This is a genomic window from Bradyrhizobium sp. SOJA106 (genome assembly GCF_059448745.1).
Genome location: NZ_CM182549.1, coordinates 6,498,874 through 6,515,855 on the forward strand (window position 1 = coordinate 6,498,874; position 16,982 = coordinate 6,515,855).

The 16,982-nt window shown below is 64.2% G+C and carries 16 protein-coding genes; 8 read left to right on the forward strand and 8 right to left on the reverse strand.

Annotated features, from left to right (window positions below):
• The first annotated feature begins 156 nt into the window (after positions 1-156).
• The 4 genes from glgC to AC5V87_RS30670 all read left to right on the forward strand — a co-directional run bounded on the left by glgC (position 157) and on the right by AC5V87_RS30670 (position 4,165).
• The gene (gene glgC, locus AC5V87_RS30655; protein WP_456836716.1) at positions 157-1,419 is read left to right on the forward strand and encodes a glucose-1-phosphate adenylyltransferase; all 1,263 of its coding nucleotides are present in this window, start codon (positions 157-159) and stop codon (positions 1,417-1,419) included.
• Positions 1,416-2,873: a glycogen synthase GlgA gene (glgA, locus tag AC5V87_RS30660; protein WP_495368723.1), complete on the forward strand. Its 1,458-nt coding sequence runs from the start codon at positions 1,416-1,418 to the stop codon at positions 2,871-2,873. Before glgC ends, glgA begins: the two co-directional genes overlap by 4 nt.
• A gap of 37 nt (positions 2,874-2,910) precedes the next feature.
• The gene (locus tag AC5V87_RS30665; RefSeq protein ID WP_495368724.1) at positions 2,911-3,171 is read left to right on the forward strand and encodes a SemiSWEET transporter; all 261 of its coding nucleotides are present in this window, start codon (positions 2,911-2,913) and stop codon (positions 3,169-3,171) included.
• A 316-nt stretch (positions 3,172-3,487) separates the two neighbouring features.
• Positions 3,488-4,165 (forward strand): nucleoside deaminase, encoded by a 678-nt coding sequence (locus tag AC5V87_RS30670; protein WP_495368725.1) that lies wholly within the window; start codon positions 3,488-3,490, stop codon positions 4,163-4,165.
• 24 nt (positions 4,166-4,189) lie between these two features.
• Here AC5V87_RS30670 and AC5V87_RS30675 read toward each other — a convergent pair whose 3' ends face one another.
• Together AC5V87_RS30675 and AC5V87_RS30680 are read right to left on the reverse strand one after the other, a co-directional pair.
• The gene (locus tag AC5V87_RS30675) at positions 4,190-4,960 is read right to left on the reverse strand and encodes a phosphorylase family protein (protein WP_495368726.1); all 771 of its coding nucleotides are present in this window, start codon (positions 4,958-4,960) and stop codon (positions 4,190-4,192) included.
• Between the two features lie 410 nt (positions 4,961-5,370).
• Positions 5,371-6,168 carry a DODA-type extradiol aromatic ring-opening family dioxygenase gene (locus AC5V87_RS30680; protein WP_456836712.1) on the reverse strand — a complete coding sequence of 266 codons (798 nt, stop codon included), beginning with the start codon at positions 6,166-6,168 and terminating at the stop codon, positions 5,371-5,373.
• A 156-nt stretch (positions 6,169-6,324) separates the two neighbouring features.
• On the opposite strand from AC5V87_RS30680, the gene AC5V87_RS30685 reads away from it, so the two are divergent.
• Positions 6,325-6,504 (forward strand): hypothetical protein, encoded by a 180-nt coding sequence (locus AC5V87_RS30685; protein ID WP_456836711.1) that lies wholly within the window; start codon positions 6,325-6,327, stop codon positions 6,502-6,504.
• A 135-nt stretch (positions 6,505-6,639) separates the two neighbouring features.
• Here the strand turns inward: AC5V87_RS30685 and AC5V87_RS30690 are convergent, their stop codons facing one another.
• Positions 6,640-8,100 carry a carboxylesterase/lipase family protein gene (locus AC5V87_RS30690; protein WP_495368727.1) on the reverse strand — a complete coding sequence of 487 codons (1,461 nt, stop codon included), beginning with the start codon at positions 8,098-8,100 and terminating at the stop codon, positions 6,640-6,642.
• A 113-nt stretch (positions 8,101-8,213) separates the two neighbouring features.
• Positions 8,214-8,390 (reverse strand): hypothetical protein, encoded by a 177-nt coding sequence (locus tag AC5V87_RS30695; protein ID WP_231164101.1) that lies wholly within the window; start codon positions 8,388-8,390, stop codon positions 8,214-8,216.
• A gap of 246 nt (positions 8,391-8,636) precedes the next feature.
• Here AC5V87_RS30695 and AC5V87_RS30700 point away from each other — a divergent pair, with 246 nt between their 5' ends.
• The 3 genes from AC5V87_RS30700 (at position 8,637) to AC5V87_RS30710 (ending at position 12,154) form a co-directional block, all read left to right on the forward strand.
• Positions 8,637-11,327 (forward strand): flavin-containing monooxygenase, encoded by a 2,691-nt coding sequence (locus AC5V87_RS30700; protein WP_495368728.1) that lies wholly within the window; start codon positions 8,637-8,639, stop codon positions 11,325-11,327.
• Between the two features lie 132 nt (positions 11,328-11,459).
• Complete coding sequence (locus AC5V87_RS30705) at positions 11,460-11,735, forward strand: hypothetical protein (protein WP_495368729.1); 276 nt, start codon at positions 11,460-11,462, stop codon at positions 11,733-11,735.
• A 113-nt stretch (positions 11,736-11,848) separates the two neighbouring features.
• On the forward strand, positions 11,849-12,154 hold the full coding sequence (locus tag AC5V87_RS30710; RefSeq protein WP_495368730.1) for a hypothetical protein: 306 nt from the start codon (positions 11,849-11,851) through the stop codon (positions 12,152-12,154).
• 372 nt (positions 12,155-12,526) lie between these two features.
• On the opposite strand, the gene AC5V87_RS30715 is transcribed toward AC5V87_RS30710, so the two are convergent.
• The 4 genes from AC5V87_RS30715 to AC5V87_RS30730 form a co-directional block, all read right to left on the reverse strand.
• A complete protein-coding gene (locus AC5V87_RS30715) occupies positions 12,527-12,682 on the reverse strand; it encodes a hypothetical protein (RefSeq protein WP_235544433.1) in 156 nt (51 codons plus the stop codon).
• 210 nt (positions 12,683-12,892) lie between these two features.
• Positions 12,893-13,414, reverse strand: a complete 522-nt coding sequence (locus AC5V87_RS30720) for a septal ring lytic transglycosylase RlpA family protein (RefSeq protein ID WP_495368731.1) — start codon at positions 13,412-13,414, stop codon at positions 12,893-12,895.
• Between the two features lie 378 nt (positions 13,415-13,792).
• Entirely contained in the window at positions 13,793-15,388 is a 1,596-nt protein-coding gene (locus AC5V87_RS30725; RefSeq protein WP_495371976.1) for an NAD-dependent malic enzyme, read from the reverse strand.
• A gap of 529 nt (positions 15,389-15,917) precedes the next feature.
• The gene (locus AC5V87_RS30730) at positions 15,918-16,916 is read right to left on the reverse strand and encodes a tripartite tricarboxylate transporter substrate-binding protein (protein ID WP_456836705.1); all 999 of its coding nucleotides are present in this window, start codon (positions 16,914-16,916) and stop codon (positions 15,918-15,920) included.
• Positions 16,917-16,982 lie beyond the last annotated feature (66 nt).

Here is a 16,982-nt window from a genome sequence, read left to right on the forward strand (position 1 = left end):
CGCGGCAGGCCCGGCCCTCGCGGCAAAGCATTAAGCTTCCCGAGTGTTCGCAACCAACAACCACCTTCCCGATTTACTATTCGTACCGTTACTATCGGTTCCAATGCGCGCGGCGGGGGAGCCTCTCGCGAAGCGCCCGAGTTGTGGGAGGATGACATGAGTGCCGCGAGACCCGAGCCGCTTGCCCGCCAGGCGCTGGCCTTCGTCCTGGCCGGCGGACGCGGCAGCCGATTGCTGGAGCTGACCGATCGGCGCGCCAAGCCCGCGGTCTATTTCGGCGGCAAGTCCCGCATCATCGATTTCGCGCTGTCGAACGCGGTCAACTCCGGCATCCGCCGTATCGCGGTCGCCACCCAGTACAAGGCGCACAGCCTGATCCGCCATCTCCAGATGGGCTGGAACTTCTTCCGGCCCGAGCGCAACGAGAGCTTCGACATCTTGCCTGCGAGCCAACGCGTCTCGGAGAACATGTGGTATGTCGGCACGGCGGACGCGATCTACCAGAACATCGACATCATCGAGTCGCACGCCTGCCGCTTCATCGTGGTGCTCGCCGGCGACCATATCTACAAGATGGACTACGAGGTGATGCTGCGCCAGCATGTCGACAGCGGCGCCGACGTCACCGTCGGCTGCCTCGAAATGCCGCGCGCGGAGTCCTCCGGCTTCGGCATCATGCATATCGACGAGGACGGCTGGATCCAGCAGTTCCTGGAGAAGCCGAAGGATCCGCCGCCGATGCCGGGCAAGCCTGACGTCTCGCTCGCCAGCATGGGCATCTACGTCTTCAACGCGAAATTCCTGTTCGACGAGCTCAAGCGCGACGCCGAGGACCCGAACTCGAACCACGATTTCGGCAAGGACATCATTCCCTACATCGTCAAGAACGGCCGCGCGATCGCGCATCAGTTCTCGACCTCCTGCGTCCGCTCCGGGAGCGACCCACGCGCCTACTGGCGCGATGCCGGCACGGTGGACGCCTATTGGGCCGCCAATATCGACCTCACCGACGTCGTGCCGGAGCTCGATCTGTTCGACCGCGCCTGGCCGATCTGGTCCTATGCCGAGATCGCCCCGCCGGCAAAATTCGTCCATGACGAGGAGAGCCGGCGCGGCCAGGCCGTGAGCTCGCTGGTCTCGGGCGGCTGCATCATCTCCGGCGCCTCGCTGCGCCGCTCGCTGCTGTTCACCGGCGTGCGCGTCAACTCCTACGCCAATGTCGAGAACGCCGTGATCATGCCTTACGTCAATGTCGGGCGCGGCGCGCGGCTGAAGAACGTCGTGATCGACCGCGGCGTCGAGATCCCCGAGGGCCTGGTCGTCGGCGAAGACCCGGAGTTCGACACCAAGCGCTTCCGCACCACCGAGCAGGGCATCACGCTGATCACCCAGCCGATGATCGACAGGCTCAATACATGACGCCTGTTCGCGTCCTCGCGGTCGCCTCCGAAGTCTATCCCATCGTCAAGACCGGCGGCCTCGCCGATGTCGCCGGCGCGCTGCCGATCGCGCTGAAGGCGCACGGCGTCGAGATGCGCACCTTGATGCCGGGCTATCCCGACGTGATGCGGCTGCTTACGGGCGCGGATGAGATCCGGCGCTGGCCGGATTATTTCGGCGGCCCCGGACGCCTGCTCGCAGGCTCTCATGACAGCCTCGACCTGTTCGTGCTCGACGTGCCGCATCTCTATGCGCGGCCGGGCAATCCTTACGTCACCATCGACGGCGTCGACTGGGCAGACAACGGCATCCGCTTCGCCGCGCTGTCGCGCATCGCAGCCGATATCGGCCACGGCCTCGTCCCCGCTTTCATGCCTGACGTCGTCCATGCCCATGATTGGCAGGCCGGGCTCGCGCCGGCCTATCTGCACTACGACAATCGTCCGCGGCCCGGCACCGTGATGACGATCCACAACATGGCCTATCAAGGCAAGTTCGACCGCGGGCTGATCGGCGCGATCGGCCTGCCCTGGGAGTCCTCGTTCGACGTCCATGGCCTCGAATATTTCGGCGGCATCAGCTTTTTGAAAGCCGGCCTCCAGCTCGCCGATCGCATCACCACGGTGTCGCCGACCTACGCGCGCGAGATTCAGAGCGACGAAGGCGGCATGGGCCTCGGCGGTCTTCTGCGCGAACGCGCCGGCGTGCTCAGCGGCATCCTCAACGGCATCGACATCGAGGTGTGGAATCCGCAAACCGATCCGCACATCGCCTACCGCTTTGGCGCCGGGGACCTGACGTTCCGGGCCGCGAACAAGGCAGTCCTGCAGCAGCAATTCAATCTGGATTCCTCGGACGAAGCACCGCTGCTCGGCGTCATCAGCCGGCTGTCCTGGCAGAAGGGGCTCGATCTGCTGCTCGAGGCCATTCCGACCATCTTGGCCGAAGGCATGCAGCTGGTTCTGCTCGGCAGCGGCGACCGCGATCTGCAGGACCGCTATCAGGCCGCCGCCCGCGCCAATCCCGGCCGGATCGGCGTCATCATCGGCTATGACGAGATCCTGGCGCATCTGATCCAGGCCGGCTCCGATGCGCTGATCGTGCCCTCGCGGTTCGAGCCGTGCGGCCTGACCCAGCTCTGCGCGCTGCGCTACGGCGCCGTGCCGATCGTCTCCCGCGTCGGCGGCCTCGAGGACACCATCATCGATATCAACGAGGCCGATACGTCGGACCGCGATGCCACCGGTTTCAAGTTCGGTCCCGTGACCGCCGAGGCGCTCGCCGGTACGCTGCGCAAGGCCAACACCGCCTTCCACGACAAGCTCACTTGGCGCCGCCTCCAACTGAGCGGCCTTGCCACCGACGTGTCCTGGCGCAACCGCGCCGGCGACTATGCCGCGCTGTATCGCGATCTCATGGCATCGCGCGCGTGAGGCATGGCCTTCGTCGAATCCATGCTATGGAGCGCGCATGGAACCATTTGTGATCAAGCTGATCGGCTTTGCCGCCGCCACCTGCACCACCGTGGCCTACGCCCCGCAGGCCATCAAGGTGTGGAAAACCCGCTCCACCGGTGACATCTCGCTCGGCATGTTTCTCGTCATGGTGCTGGGCCTAGCGCTCTGGCTCGTCTACGGCCTGCTCAGCGGCGACGCCCCGCTGGTCGCCGCCAACGCCGTCACGATGGTGCTCGCCGGCGGCATCCTGTTCATGAAGCTGAAGTACGGGTGAGCTTGAAGCTGCGTAGGGCGGTTTAGCGCGTGCTCCCATAAATCCGGGATGCCTGCTTTCGAGGCCCCCCGGAGCCGGCATAGACAACCGGCCATCGTGTGGTCAGCGCGGTACTTGTAAGGAAGCGACCTTTGATCCAGATCAAGTCAGATCGTTTGTAGCCCGTTGTTTGATTGCCAATAGGCCAGGCTGCAGGAGCCGCCTCCGTAGCAGCGCCGGAATCATTCTTCGTCGCTCCGGCGCCGGCGCAATTTGAAGGGGCGGCGAGAAACCAAAGCATTCTCAACACCAATTTTGCGTTCCCGAGGGACCGCCCATGAGTAGATCAGAAGCTGACGATCTGCGAATGATGGAAAGATGCATCGAACTCGCTCGGCAGGGGGTGAAGCAGGGAGAGCTGCCATTCAGCGCCGTAATCGCGTGTCGAGGACAGATCATCGCAGAAGCGACCAACCACGTTTCATCGGAATGCGACGTGACCCGACACGCGGAACTCGTGGCTCTTTCAGAAGCGCAGAAGATTCTAAGACAAAAGCGTTTGCCGGATTGCACCTTGTATTCAATCGTCGAACCTTGCCCAATGTGTTCTTTCCCGGCACGGGAGGCGCGGATTGGTCGCGTGGTGTTCGCTATTTCATCTCCGGTCATGGGCGGATTTTCGAGATGGGACGTTCTGTCGGACCACAATTTGTCCAGCAAGCTGCCTGAGGTCTTCGGACCTGCGCCGGAAATCGTCTCTGGCTTGCTATCCCAAAGGGCCGAGCAGGTCTGGCGTGACTGGAACGCACTCGCCTGGCGATTTATGAGACGACGAGGCTGCATCGGACGAGCGGCCGAGCAGACTTCGTGCCATGCGGGGGCGCCTCGGCCAAAGTTTTCCTGGAATTCGCTGGCGGAGATTTTGGCCGCGCCTGCTCTTTCGGTGAGTAACGTCTTGCTGCGCCGGCGCACAGATTCAAACACCATCTCGGACCTGGACAAGCCCGGAGTCTGAGATCGGGAGGGCGCTGCTGCAGGATCAGGCGCGTGCGGCTATCGTTTCGGGCACACCCGTCGGAATGGGGACCGGGTCTCGTGAACACAGGTGCGGGAAAGCAAAGTGAGCTCCGAGCCGTTGCTTGGCGCGGCGCAAAGCCATCACCGCCATGACAGAGTCAACGGCGAGCCGGCCAAAAGCAGGGAGTTGCCCCGGGTCTTGAACAAGCGAACGTCCAATTTTACGCAGTTCAGGCTTACCTGCGGGTCCGATATCTATGAGCGCTGCCCTCGGAAGTTTTCGATGAGCAGGGTTTAGAACAACACGACAGACAGCAAAGGGAATTCTGAGTTCAGAAGCAATTCGAGCGACGATCTGCGACTCCATGTCGGCGGCGACTGCCCCGGTGGTGCCATGGAAGTCCCGCCTCTCTTCAAGACTTGTCATGGGGGAAGCGACACCAGCTATCGCAGAGTAGCTGGCACCCGGGATCATCCGAAGGAGCTCCTCGGCCCAGGGGATGTCAGCTGGATAGGCTTCATCTTTCGCGGCAAATACCGACGAGGCGATGACAATGTTACCTGGTCGAAGCTTCGGATCTAGCCCGCCGCATACCCCGAAACTAATAATGCCACGCGCGCCATGTCTGACGGCGTCCCGCAAGTAAAACGCGGTCCGGTCACCGTCAGCGATCATCGCTGGCGCGCCGGCTATTCTGGCTTCAATCGCAAGTCCAACGACGGCGATGACCGCCTTCACGTCACGGCGAGGGGCGCCAATCTGAGCGTCGTTGACCGCAACATGCAGTGTCATCAGTGGCGTCGATAATCCTGAAACGATCTCCAGACTCGGACAATCGAGAATAAGCCGCCACTAGCACTGCCCGTCTAGACAAAATCGACAGGCCCCCCCGATTGGAAGCCAGTTGTTAGAGGACTGTGCCTCAGACGCCACAGCTGCCGCCTGATCGCGGCAGAGACGCGCACCTTCAAAGGTGCAACGAACCCACAGCGGACTCCTCGCACCCGTGCTCTCGATTTTGATGTGGCCGAGCTAGAGCGATGCCATGATCGAATTTTGCCGCTGTTTGCCCGACGTATCAAACGTTGTCAAAATGCCGCTCCAGCCCCTGCCCACCCGGCGATTTTGCTAAGTAATTCTACTTTGCATGGGCGTCGTTTTCGATATTTTGCCTAGGCTCGGTCACGTGAGGGCATCCAAGCTCAGCCGCCGAACACATACGACGCCATCGCGACGTTTGCGACCTCATCAACGAAAACGCGCTTGCCGACATCGCTGGCGGCAGCGCCGGCGGCCACCATCAGCGGCAGCAGATGGTCCTCGCGCGGGTGCGCAAGGCGCGCGCTCGGCGCATTCTCCCAATCGACCAGCATCGCGTTCCGGCGCGACGCATCCGGGTTGCTGATGGCCTCGTTCAGATAGGCCTCGAAATCATACGAAACGGGCTTGGACTCCGCTCGGCCGAAGCCGCGCATGTTGTGATAGGTCAGCCCGCTGCCGACGATCAGAATGCCTTCGTCGCGCAGCGATGCGATCGCCTGCCCGACCTTGATGTGCTCGGCCGCATCGTAGCTCGATTTCAGCGACAGCAGCACGATCGGCATGTCGGCGTTCGGATACATCAGGCCCAGCGGCACGAAGGTGCCGTGGTCAAAGCCCTGGTTGGGATCCTCCCGGCAATCGATCCCTGCGTGCTTGAGCAGCGCCCTCACCCTAGCTGCAAGCTCGGGCTTGCCCGGCGCCGGATATTTCAGGTGATAGGTATGCTCGGGGAAACCGTAATAGTCGTACACCATCGGCGGATGCGCCGAGGTCGACACGGTGAAGGCGTCGGCCTCCCAATGTCCGGTGATGACGAGCACGGCCTTCGGCCTTTCCGGCAGCAGCTGCGGCAGCCGGCCGAACGCCTCGGCGGTCTTGGCGTATTGCACCCGCCTGTCCTCCATGAACGGCCAGGGGCCGCCGCCGTGGGACAGGAACAAGGTCGGAAATCGCGTCATGGATAAGGGTCCGGCTCAGACAACATGCGCGTGGAGCAGCCGCGCGACCGGCGGCGAGCATAGGCAAACCGGTATGGTTAGCAAGCCGTTAACGATTTGCCGCCCAAAATCGCTGCCGTGTGGCCGAAGAAGTCGGCCGGTTGCCAGGGACGTGAGATGAGGAAGTTTGCGCTGGGGGACGTCGTCAACAGTGACAAGGGCCGCCGCGGCGTCGTTCGCGCCGCCTTCAAGTCGCGGGAAGGCCAGCAGTTCTATGCCGTCGAGAAGGACGGCACGATGGACTATCTGGAGGAAGACCGGCTGAGCCCGGCGCCGCGCGTCGAGCTCGCGGCCTAGGTACTCTTATCGTGCCAAAGCACGATGCGATTAAGTCTGATGCAGCTACGAAGAAGGTGCGCCCCCTCTCCCGCTTGCTTGCGGGAGAGGTTCGAACGAGGCCGCGGCCAGTCGTTCAGCTAAAACCATTTCGTGCTAACGCGCGAGCCGGTCGAGACGCTCCGACAACGGGTCGTCTCCGCTCGCGATGCGCTCGTTCGTGATCAGCAGCAGGCGATCGCGGTCTGCGGCCGCGTCCCAGCGTGGCAGGTCGGGACCGTTGGGATCGCCACTCCTCGCGAAGTTGATCCAGTAGCTGCGCATGCGGCTCGCGATCTCGCGGTCGCGGCGCGAGAAGATGCCCGCACCGGGCACGCCTTCCGCGCCGAAGATGAACTGCAGCTCCCGCCCGTGACCGCCGTCGGGATTTGCACGTCGCGCTTCCGGCACGTAAGCGAAACGATAGCGAAACGTCGGCGCGCCGCTTGCGGCATGCAGGCGGGCCAGCAGCCGCACCGGCTCGGAGAAGACCTTGTCGGTGTAGAACCGCGCTGCGAGGTCCGAAGGCTTGGCGAGATCGGGATAAAGCTTGCGCAGCTCCTCGCTGGTGGCGCCTGACGCTGCGAGCGCCTCCTTGATGTCGAGCTCGGTATCAAAACCCGTCTCGTCATCGTTCGAGCCGATGATCAGGGGAATGCGGCTTTCATGCCCGGCCGCAAAGCCCGCGGCAACATCTCCGGCCACCAGAGCTCCATCGATGAATGGCGCAAAGCCGTGCGGCGATTTTTCCAGCAGATGTTTTTCGGCGGCCAGCAGGCGCCGCGGCTCGGCCGCGCGCAGATCCGCCTGTGACCCGAGCGCCGCTGCGAACTGCCTTCCCACGACTTCCGCCTCCTGCGCCGAGCGCAAGTGGCTACGGCCGGGCACCGATTGCAGGATGGCCTTCTGAAACAGATCGCGCGATGGCGCTGATAGCATCAACAGCGCGATCGACGTCGCGCCTGCATCGCTGCCAAACAGGGTGACGTTGCGGGGATCGCCGCCGAAGGCCGCGATATTGTCGTGAATCCAGTGCAGCGCCACGAGCTGATCCATCAGCCCGTAATTGCCGGAGCCGCCGTCCGACAATGCGGGATGGCTGAGCCAGCCGGGCGCGCCGAGGCGATAATTCACGGTGACCACGATGAGGCCGGCCTGCGCGAGCTTCGCGCCGTCGAACAGCGGATCGTTCGCCGTGCCTGAGACGAAACCGCCGCCATGAATGAAGACCATCACCGGCAGCGGGCCGTCGATCCCAAAGGGACGGAACACGTTCAGCGTCAGGCAATCCTCGCTCGCGCCCGGCAGCGCCGGCTGAAGGCACGGCGCGCCGTAATCATAGACGGTACGCATTTCCGAGCTCTCGACTGTCGCTTGCGGCGGCCGCCAGCGCAGCGCGCCGACCGGCGCCGCCGCATAGGCCAGCCCCTTGAACGAGGCCACCTCGCCTTCGACGACACCGAGCATCTGCCCCTCGCGCGTCAGCGCAAAAGGGAACTGTCCGACCGGCTGGGCCCCGACCGGGCCGCCGAGGCAAAGCAATACGGAAGCTGCGACGAGCGGAAGCACGGACCGCATCTTGGGATCTCGATGCGCAGAGGTTCTCCGGAGGTTACGTCCGTGCTTGACCGCGAGGCAAGCTGTCTTGCCCTCGCTCCGCTTGCGTCACCGCGGCCACATCGCATCCGCAGCTAACCGCTCTTCGCGATGATCTCCGCCAGCGCACGCCTTGCGATGATGCCGAGCTCGCCGAGCGTGGAATGTCCCGCCTTTGCCGCCTCGATCAGGCGCTCGGCGATGAACCTGCGGCTGTCGTGATCGCCGCCATGCGGCAATTGGCGGCACGTCTCCTCCAGGACGACGTCCATGTTCGCTTTGGTTCGCTCACTCAACTCTGTCATGACGCCCTGGGCACGCGTGGCTTGTAACCGCAAGCATACACGGAAGGATGTGCTCTGATTAGCCCGGACAATCCCGGCGGTTGTGCATCGCGGCGCGTGTATCGCCACAACCTTCGCGCGCTGCACCAGACTACCGAAGATTGCACTTGCTCTGATGACAAGCCGAGCCTGCGGGACTAGCCTGCCGGCAAAACAAAGCAGGGAGGAAATGCCATGCCTGACGCAATGGTTGCTACGCGTGCCTCAGGGACGACGCGCGGAACCGCCCAGGAGGTCGATGTTGCCGTGGTCGGCGCCGGCTTTGCCGGCCTCTATTTACTGCACCGCCTGCGCAAGGCCGGCTTCTCGACGATCGGTCTCGAAGAGGCCGGCGACGTTGGCGGCACCTGGTACTGGAACCGCTACCCCGGCGCGCGCTGCGATATCCAGACCATCGACTACAGCTACACTTTCGATCCGGAGCTCGAGAGCGCCTGGACCTGGTCCGAGAAATACGCGACCCAGCCCGAGATCCTGCGCTATCTCGGCTTCGTCGCCGACCGCTACGATCTCAGGGGCGACATCCGCTTCAGGACCAAGGTCACCGAAGCCAGATGGGACGAGGCAGCCGAGCGCTGGCAGCTCACGACCGACAACGGCGCGCCCGTCTCCTGCCGCCATTACATCATGGCCACCGGCTGCCTCTCCGCGCCGAAACCGCCGGAGATCGACGGCGTCAAGGATTTCGAGGGCAAGGTCTATTTCACCGGGCGCTGGCCGCATGACGGGGTCGATCTCGCCGGCAAGCGCGTCGCCGTGATCGGCACCGGATCGTCGGCGATCCAGTCGATCCCGTTGATCGCCGAGCAGGCCGCGCATCTCACCGTGTTCCAGCGCACGCCGAACTTCGCGCTGCCGGCGCATAACGGCCCGCCGCCACAGGATCGCATGAGCCTGCTGCAAGGCGATCGCGCGGCCTATCGCGAGCAGGCGCGCCAATCGATGGCCGGCGTGCCCTACCCGCAGCAGACGGTGGTAAGCTGGCAATTGAGCGATGCCGAGCGCCGCGAGCGCTTCGAACGCGCCTGGGCGGCCGGCGACCTCGTCCACATCCTGACGCAGCTCTGGGCCGATCAGGCCGTTGACATCGACGGCAACAAGATCGTTCAGGACCTGATCCGCGAGAAGATCCGCGCCGCCGTCAAAGATCCCGAGACGGCCGCCGCGCTGACGCCGCACGATCATCCCTTCGGCGCCAAACGTCCGTGCCTCGATACCAACTATTACGCGACCTACAACCGGCCGAACGTCACGCTGGTCAATCTGCGCGAAGAGCCGATCAAGGCGATCACGGCAACCGGCATCACCACGGCCAAGCGCAATGTCGATGTCGACGTCATCGTGTTCGCGACCGGCTTCGACGCCATGACCGGCGCGATCCGCGCCGTGCATCCGATCACCGGGCGCGGCGGCAAGTCGCTGTCCGATGTCTGGGCACAGGGGCCGCAGACCTATCTCGGGCTCACGGTCGCGGGCTTCCCGAACTTCTTCATGATCACCGGGCCCGGCAGCCCGTCGGTGCTCTCGAACATGGCGGTGTCGATCGAGCAGCATGTCGACTGGGTCGTGGATCGCCTCGTTGCCCTGCGCGACGCCGGCTTCACCACGATGGAGCCGACCGAGACGGCGCAAGCCGGCTGGGGCCGGCACATGGCCGATTGTTCGATGCTGACGCTGCACCGGCTCGCCAACACCTGGTACACGGGCGCCAACGTACCCGGCAAGGTGCAGGGCCTGATGCCCTACACCGGCGGCGTCGGTCCCTATCGCAGCATCTGCGACGAGGTCGTCAGCCGCGGCATGCTCGGCTTCAGGCTCACCGGCCCGAACGGCGCGGAGCAGTGCAACGACGGCGAAGTCGTGCGCCTGCAACCCGACGTGCGGCTGGTCATGAACCTGCTCACGTCGCTGAACCTGCCGCCGATCGAGTCGATGGGCGCGACCGGTGCGCGCGCCTTCGTCAACGAGTTCAACAAGGGCCGGCCTGCGGGACGACCGATCGGCGAGATCGTCGACGGCACCCTGCCCGGCGCCGACGGCCCGCTGCCTTACCGCGCCTACAAGCCGGCGACGCCGGGGCCGTATCCGGTCGTGGTCTATTTCCATGGCGGCGGCTGGGTGCTCGGCGACGAGCAGTCGGACGAGCCGTTCTGCCGCGACATGGTGAGGCGGACCGGCATGATGTTCGTCAGCGTCGGCTACCGCCACGCGCCGGAGCATCGTTTCCCGGCCGCGGCCGAGGACGGCTACGCGGCGGCGCGCTGGATCGCCGAGCATGCCACCGAGCTCGGCGGCAGACCGGGGCCGGTGCTGGTGGCCGGCTGGAGCGCCGGCGGCAACATCGCCGCCGTCACCTGCCAGCTCGCGCGCGACCGCGGCGGGCCTGAGATCGCCGGCCAATTGCTGGTATGTCCGGTCACCGACTGCGCTTTCGATCGCCCGTCCTACAACGACAATGCGACCGGCTATTTCCTGACGCGCTCGTTGATGTACTGGTTCTGGGACCTCTACTGCTCACCGGCCGACCGCACCGATCCGCGCGTCTCGCCGCTGCGCGGCAAGGTCGCCGGCCTGCCGCCGGCATTCGTCGTCACCTGTGAGTTCGATCCCTTGCGCGACGAGGGCATTGCCTATGCCGAGGCGATGCAGGCTGCGGGCGTGCCGGTCGAACAGCTCAAGGCGCGCGGCCATTTCCACTCGTCCTTTACGATGGTCGACGTGGTGATCACCGGCGTCCAGGGCCGCGTGCAGATGGCCGAAGCGCTGCGGCGCTTTGCCGGGCTTCCGCCGGGGGTCAGCCGCGGCGATGAGACCAGCCACGGTCATGTCAGTCCGGGGCACAGAATCGCGGCGGCCGCGAGCTGACGGCAACAAGGTGGCCGGGAACCTTTTCCCGGCCGCTGCGTTGAACGCTTGTGGCATTGAGATGCAGCGATAGTTGTGGGCCCCGGCACGCAAACCAGCGTGCTGGGGTGTTTTTTGCGTGAGGGCAGGACGATGAGGGACGCATCAGTTGCAGGTTCAAAGGTCGATTTCAACGCGCTGGCGGTGCTGCACAAATGGCCGTCGCTGGCGAACCAGCGCCGGCCGGACAGGGACTCCTATCAGGTGAGCGAGGGCACGCTCGATCAGTGCATCTCCGCTTTCATGGGCAAGCCGGCGGCGACCAGGCATCTCTATGAGATCCGCACGACGGCGCAGCCGCCGCTGGTGACGGATGTCCTCTCGCCCGAGCACGTCGCCGAGCTGTCGCGCTTGCGGGAATTTCTCTGATTGCGTGCAGGCGCCGAAAGCTGCACGCGCGCGACAAGCTTCCGATCAAGGCAGGAACCTTCTTCCGATTTTTCCCGTTAATATGGATCGGAAGTCAAGACGAGTGCCTCAAGATGCTTGAAGCCAGCGTACCATCTTCCATCGTGCCTTATGGCGCAGATCAGACCCTCTTCGTGGTAATCGATCGCCTCGACCAGGCAACCGAAATTCGTGTCGAGCGCAGCGATCTCGAAGCCACCATCGGCGAGCTCGTCGCCGGCTGCTTCAACGATCCCGTCAAGGTGATTTCCTTCAACACGCTCGAGCACTGGATGAAGGACATCTCGACCGACGTCGCAGGCGAGATCCAGGCGCGCTGCGACATCGATGGCGTGACGCTGCCCGACTATCTCAGCGACTTCGTCGAGAGCCACACCTGATCGCGTCATTTGCTTCTCTGCGCTTCAAATCGCGCGCAACAAAAAAGCGCCGCTCCCGCGGCGCTTTTCGTGTCCCAGCCTTAGAGAGCATGATCCGGAAAAGTGCGTCGCGGTTTTCCGAAAAGATCATGCGCAATCAACAAGCCAAAGCGCGATGACGATTCATCCTGATCTCATCGCGCTTTAGTGGTGCCAGAACAATGCCAGCAGCAGGATAACCGGCAACGGCACGCCAAGCAGCCAAAGCAAAGCACCTCTTCCAAAACCCATGATGTCCTCCTCCTCTTGCCTCGTCCAGACGACGCAGCAGGCGAAAAGAAGTTCCGCGCCTCGAAGAGAGAGGGAATGCGTTCAGTGCATGGATTGCGTGAGTTATGCCCGCCGGTACTTGCCGGCGATGAGTTCGATCTCGCGGCGGCGTTCGCCGGCGAAGGTCAGCAGCTTTTCGATCGTGAGCGTATCCGTGATCCGTTTGGCGAGCCGCTCGGCGCGCGCGGCCTGATCTTCGAGATACTGGATCGTGTTCAAGCGTCCGCTCCCCAACAGCCCCGAATTGTTTGGGCAGCCATGTTGCGCGAGAAGCAGCTAACAGCCGGTTAAGCGCGGCGCGTCTCAGCTCGATGAATCGCGGCTTAATTGTTTGAGCATGATCTCCGCGCAAACGCGTTCCGCGTTTGTCGCGAGGGAAAAGCGCTGCACACTTTGCGCTAACGCGGCCCTTCGGGTCCGGATCATGCTCTATCGCACGACGTCGAGCCGAACATTGGTGATGCCCTTGTCGACCATGCCGAGCGCCTCGGCCGCGGACGGCGAGATGTCGACCACGCGTCCGCGAACGAACGGCCCGCGATCGTTGACCCTGACGGTGACGAAGCGGCCGGAGGAAACATCGGTGACGCGAAGCTTGGTGCCGAACGGCAGGGTCGGATGGGCCGCAGTCAGTTCGTTCTTGTCGAACTTCTCTCCGCTCGCGGTCTCGGTATCCGAATAGAAGCTGGCAACGCCATGCGAGGCGCTTTGCTTTGCCTCGCGAGTTTTATCAGGAACGCGCGCCCGGCTGATCGGCCGCGGATGCAGCGCAGCCACCCGGTGCGGCCGCTCGATCGTGGCCTGCCGGCTGGTACCGAGATCCGCCCTCTGGCGGCCGACCGGCGACTGCGCGCACGCGGCGAGCGAAGCGGCAGCGACGGTGACGAGGAGCAACCGGCTCGAGGTTGCCAGCGACATCCGGGCAGTTTCGGCACTTGCAATGCGAGACATGATGCGCCCTCCGAACAACCCCAAGTTTCGTTGGGCAATGAGGGCAGAACCTTGTCGGAACAAAAGCGGCCTTGCGGCCACGCTCCTTTCGAGCCAGCTGTGACGATTCCACCACAGTCGCTGTCCCAAATCGGGACAAGACGTGCGGAAAGATCAGCCCGATACGACCCGCAAAATCATCGGATGCGCATCCGGGCGGTTTCACCTGGAATAGTGCTGGGCCGACCTGACGGGGTTTCTGAAGGTCGTCATGCCCGGGGCTTGTCCCGGGCATCCACGTTCGTCGTGCCCGGGGAGCAAGGCGTGGATGGCCGGGACAAGCGCGGCCATGACGGTGTGGGAATGTCCACTAAGCGCGTCGCTCTGGGTGTGGCGACGTCAATACGCCGGCTCGTACATCTGCGATTGCACCAGCGCCTTCACATCGTTCGGCGCAGGTCCGTCCGCAAGCCCCCGCTGATAGGCGACATCCGCCACCGCCGCGGCAATCCGCGCCGACACCTCGCGGATGCGAGGCAGCGCGGGGTAGAGACTGCCCTGCGAGAGGTCGTCCTTGCCGACGCAATCGGCGAGCGTATGGGCCGCGGCCATGAACATCTCGTCGGTGACGAGGCGCGAGCGGCTGGCGATGACGCCGAGACCGACGCCGGGGAAGATGTAGGAGTTGTTGCCCTGGCGCGGCACGAAGGTGCGGCCGTTCAGCTTCACCGGATTATACGGGCTGCCACAGGCGAACAGCGCGCGGCCCTCGGTATAACGGTAGGCATCCTCCGCCGAGCATTCCGCCTTCGAGGTCGGGTTGGAGAGCGCGAACACGATCGGCTGCTCATTGAGCTCGGCCATCGCCTTGAGCACGTCGGGTGTGAAGGCGCCGCCGACGGCCGCAACGCCGATGATCGCCGTCGGCTTCAGCGTCTTGATGGCGGTGAGGAAGTCGGCGATCGGTGCCTGGCCAGCATGGGCATAGCGCAGCTTATGGCCGTGAAGGCCGTCACGGCCGCCAACGACCAGACCGCGGGAATCCACCAGCCAGTTGCGGCGGAGCGCTTCGGCTTCCGACGCGCCCTCCGCCATCATGGCGGAGACTACGAGATCGGCGATGCCGGTCGCCGCTTCCCCCGCGCCGAGGAACAGGATGCGCTGGTCCCTCAGCTTGCCGCCGGAGACACGCAGCGCCGAGAACAGGCCCGCGAGCGCCACCGCCGCGGTGCCCTGGATGTCGTCGTTGAAGACGCAGGCCTCGTCGCGATATTTGTGCAGCAGCTTGAACGCAGAATGATTGGCGAAGTCCTCAAACTGGATCAGCACGCCCGGGAACGTCTTTCGCGCCGCTTGCATGAACTCGTCGACGAAACTGTCATAGGCCTCGCCGGTGAGCCGGCGCTCGCGCAAGCCGATATAATAGGGATCGTTCAAGAGCTCTTCGTTATTGGTGCCGACGTCGAGCAGGATCGGCAGGCATTGCTCGGGATGCACGCCGGCACAGGCCGAATAGAGCGAGAGTTTTCCGACCGGAATGCCCATGCCGTTGGCGCCGAGATCGCCGAGGCCGAGGATGCGCTCGCCGTCGGTGACGACGATGAGCTTTGCGGGATACGGCCAGTTTTTCAGGATGTCCACGATCTGGCCGCGATCGCGCGAAGAGATGAACATGCCGCGCGGCCGCTGGAAGATCAGGCCGTATTTCTGACAGGCGAGCCCGACCGTCGGCGTGTAGATGATCGGCTGGATCTCGTCGATATTGTCGACGACGACGCGGAAGAACAGCGCCTCGTTGCGGTCATGCAGCGCATTCAGCGCGACGTATTTTTCGAGATCCGTGGGCAGCGCGCGCAGATTGGTCAGCACGCGCTCCACCTGCGTCTCCATCGTCAGCACGCAAGCCGGCAAGAGGCCGCGCAGGCCGAGCGCAGCGCGCTCCGCTTCGGTGAAGGCGGTGCCCTTGTTGAGCAAGGGATCGCGCAGCAGCGTCATGCCTTGCGCGGCGTCGGATGATGTCGAATGGGCGCTGACCCGAGCAGGTCTATTCACGAATTTCCCCCAGGAAGTTTCTTATTGAAGGGCGGCCATTGTCGGCCAGTGCTCACCCGAGATCAAGGACGCAGGCATCCCTGCGTCGATTGTGATCTCGCACCGCAGCGAGGTTTCCGAGAACGATCCGCCGCGCGCGGGACGATGCTTCGCATCGCCCGGGGCGCGCGATAGCCGAGGCTGCGCCTCGGCGTCCCCTGCAAGGACGGCGGCCGAGGGCGGCCTATGCTCTCCCGCAAGTCTAGGGCAATCGCATAAGGCTTGCACGATGCGGCGGCATCGGCACCGGGCTCCCTCTCCCGCTTGCTTGCGGGAGAGGGTTGGGGAGAGGGTGTCTCCGCAACGGGATAATCTCCCAGAGGAAAGAGCCCTCACCCGCCGCGCTCTGCGAGCGCGTCGGCCTCTCCCGCAAGCGGAAGAGGCGGAGCAAGCCCGCAGACAATTCTCGTGAAATCCATGCGGCGCAGCGCAACTACTCCGGCTTGATGTCGGCAGCCTTGACGATCGGCCACCATTTCTCGACCTCCGCCTTCTGGAAGGCCGCGAGCGCCGCGGGCGTCTGCTGCTCGAGCGGCGGAATCTCCTGCCCGAGTTCGGAGAAGCGCTGCTTGACGGCGGGATCGGCGAGGACAGTGACGATCGCCGCGTTGAGCTTTGTGACGATATCTTTCGGCGTGTTCTTCGGTGCCCAGATGCCGTGCCAATAGGAGATGTAGAGCCCGGGCAGCCCCGCCTCGTCGACGGTCGGAATGTCGGGCGCGGACGCAAGCCGCGTCGGCGATGTCACCGCGAACGCCTTGATCGCGCCGTTCTTGTATTGCGGCAGCGAGTTCGAAGCCTGGTCGAACATGATGTCGATCTGGCCGGCGACGAGATCGATCATCGCAGGTCCTGCGCCGCGATAGGGCACGAACTGGAAGTCGGTGCCGGTCTTCTCCTTGAAGAAGACGCCGGCGACGTGCGCGCCCGTGCCCGCACCGGCGGTGCCGGCGGTGGCCTTGCCGGGGTTGGCCTTCAGCCAGGCGATCATCTCTTTCAGATTGTTGGCCTCAAGCGACTTGCGGCCAACGATGAGCTGCGTGCCCATCGCGATGGTCGCGACCGGCTCGAAATCGGCGAGAAGATCATAGGGCAGCTTGAAGATCGCCCCGTTGAGCACATGCGTGCCCCAATGGCCGATGGTGATCGTCGTGCCGTCAGGCGTCGCGCGCGCGACGCGGGCGCCGGCGATGCTTCCGGAGGCGCCGGCGACGTTCTCGACCACGACCGTGGTGTGCAGCTCGGCCGCGATCCGCTCCGACAGGATCCGCGCCAGCGTGTCGGTCGGGCCGCCCGCCGCGAACGGCACGACAAGGGTGATGGGACGCGACGGAAAGGGCTGCGCGCTGACGGGTGAGCTCCACGCCCCGCATCCGAGCAACGCGCAAATAACGATCACATGACCGCGCAATCCGGCCCACAGCCCCCGCATCGTTCTCTCCCACCCTTTTTGCCACCCGCATGTTGTCCGCGGGCCGGAGCCGGAGTGAACGCTGCC

Excerpts from the sequence above, each read along its gene's own strand:
- glgC (WP_456836716.1), top strand. The coding sequence starts at position 157 with ATGAGTGCCGCGAGACCCGAGCCGCTTGCCCGCCAGGCGCTGGCCTTC.
- glgA (WP_495368723.1), top strand. The coding sequence starts at position 1,416 with ATGACGCCTGTTCGCGTCCTCGCGGTCGCCTCCGAAGTCTATCCCATC.
- AC5V87_RS30665 (WP_495368724.1), top strand. The coding sequence starts at position 2,911 with ATGGAACCATTTGTGATCAAGCTGATCGGCTTTGCCGCCGCCACCTGC.
- AC5V87_RS30670 (WP_495368725.1), top strand. The coding sequence starts at position 3,488 with ATGAGTAGATCAGAAGCTGACGATCTGCGAATGATGGAAAGATGCATC.
- AC5V87_RS30675 (WP_495368726.1), bottom strand. The coding sequence starts at position 4,960 with ATGACACTGCATGTTGCGGTCAACGACGCTCAGATTGGCGCCCCTCGC.
- AC5V87_RS30680 (WP_456836712.1), bottom strand. The coding sequence starts at position 6,168 with ATGACGCGATTTCCGACCTTGTTCCTGTCCCACGGCGGCGGCCCCTGG.
- AC5V87_RS30685 (WP_456836711.1), top strand. The coding sequence starts at position 6,325 with ATGAGGAAGTTTGCGCTGGGGGACGTCGTCAACAGTGACAAGGGCCGC.
- AC5V87_RS30690 (WP_495368727.1), bottom strand. The coding sequence starts at position 8,100 with ATGCGGTCCGTGCTTCCGCTCGTCGCAGCTTCCGTATTGCTTTGCCTC.
- AC5V87_RS30695 (WP_231164101.1), bottom strand. The coding sequence starts at position 8,390 with ATGGACGTCGTCCTGGAGGAGACGTGCCGCCAATTGCCGCATGGCGGC.
- AC5V87_RS30700 (WP_495368728.1), top strand. The coding sequence starts at position 8,637 with ATGCCTGACGCAATGGTTGCTACGCGTGCCTCAGGGACGACGCGCGGA.
- AC5V87_RS30705 (WP_495368729.1), top strand. The coding sequence starts at position 11,460 with ATGAGGGACGCATCAGTTGCAGGTTCAAAGGTCGATTTCAACGCGCTG.
- AC5V87_RS30710 (WP_495368730.1), top strand. The coding sequence starts at position 11,849 with ATGCTTGAAGCCAGCGTACCATCTTCCATCGTGCCTTATGGCGCAGAT.
- AC5V87_RS30720 (WP_495368731.1), bottom strand. The coding sequence starts at position 13,414 with ATGTCTCGCATTGCAAGTGCCGAAACTGCCCGGATGTCGCTGGCAACC.
- AC5V87_RS30725 (WP_495371976.1), bottom strand. The coding sequence starts at position 15,388 with ATGACGCTGCTGCGCGATCCCTTGCTCAACAAGGGCACCGCCTTCACC.
- AC5V87_RS30730 (WP_456836705.1), bottom strand. The coding sequence starts at position 16,916 with ATGCGGGGGCTGTGGGCCGGATTGCGCGGTCATGTGATCGTTATTTGC.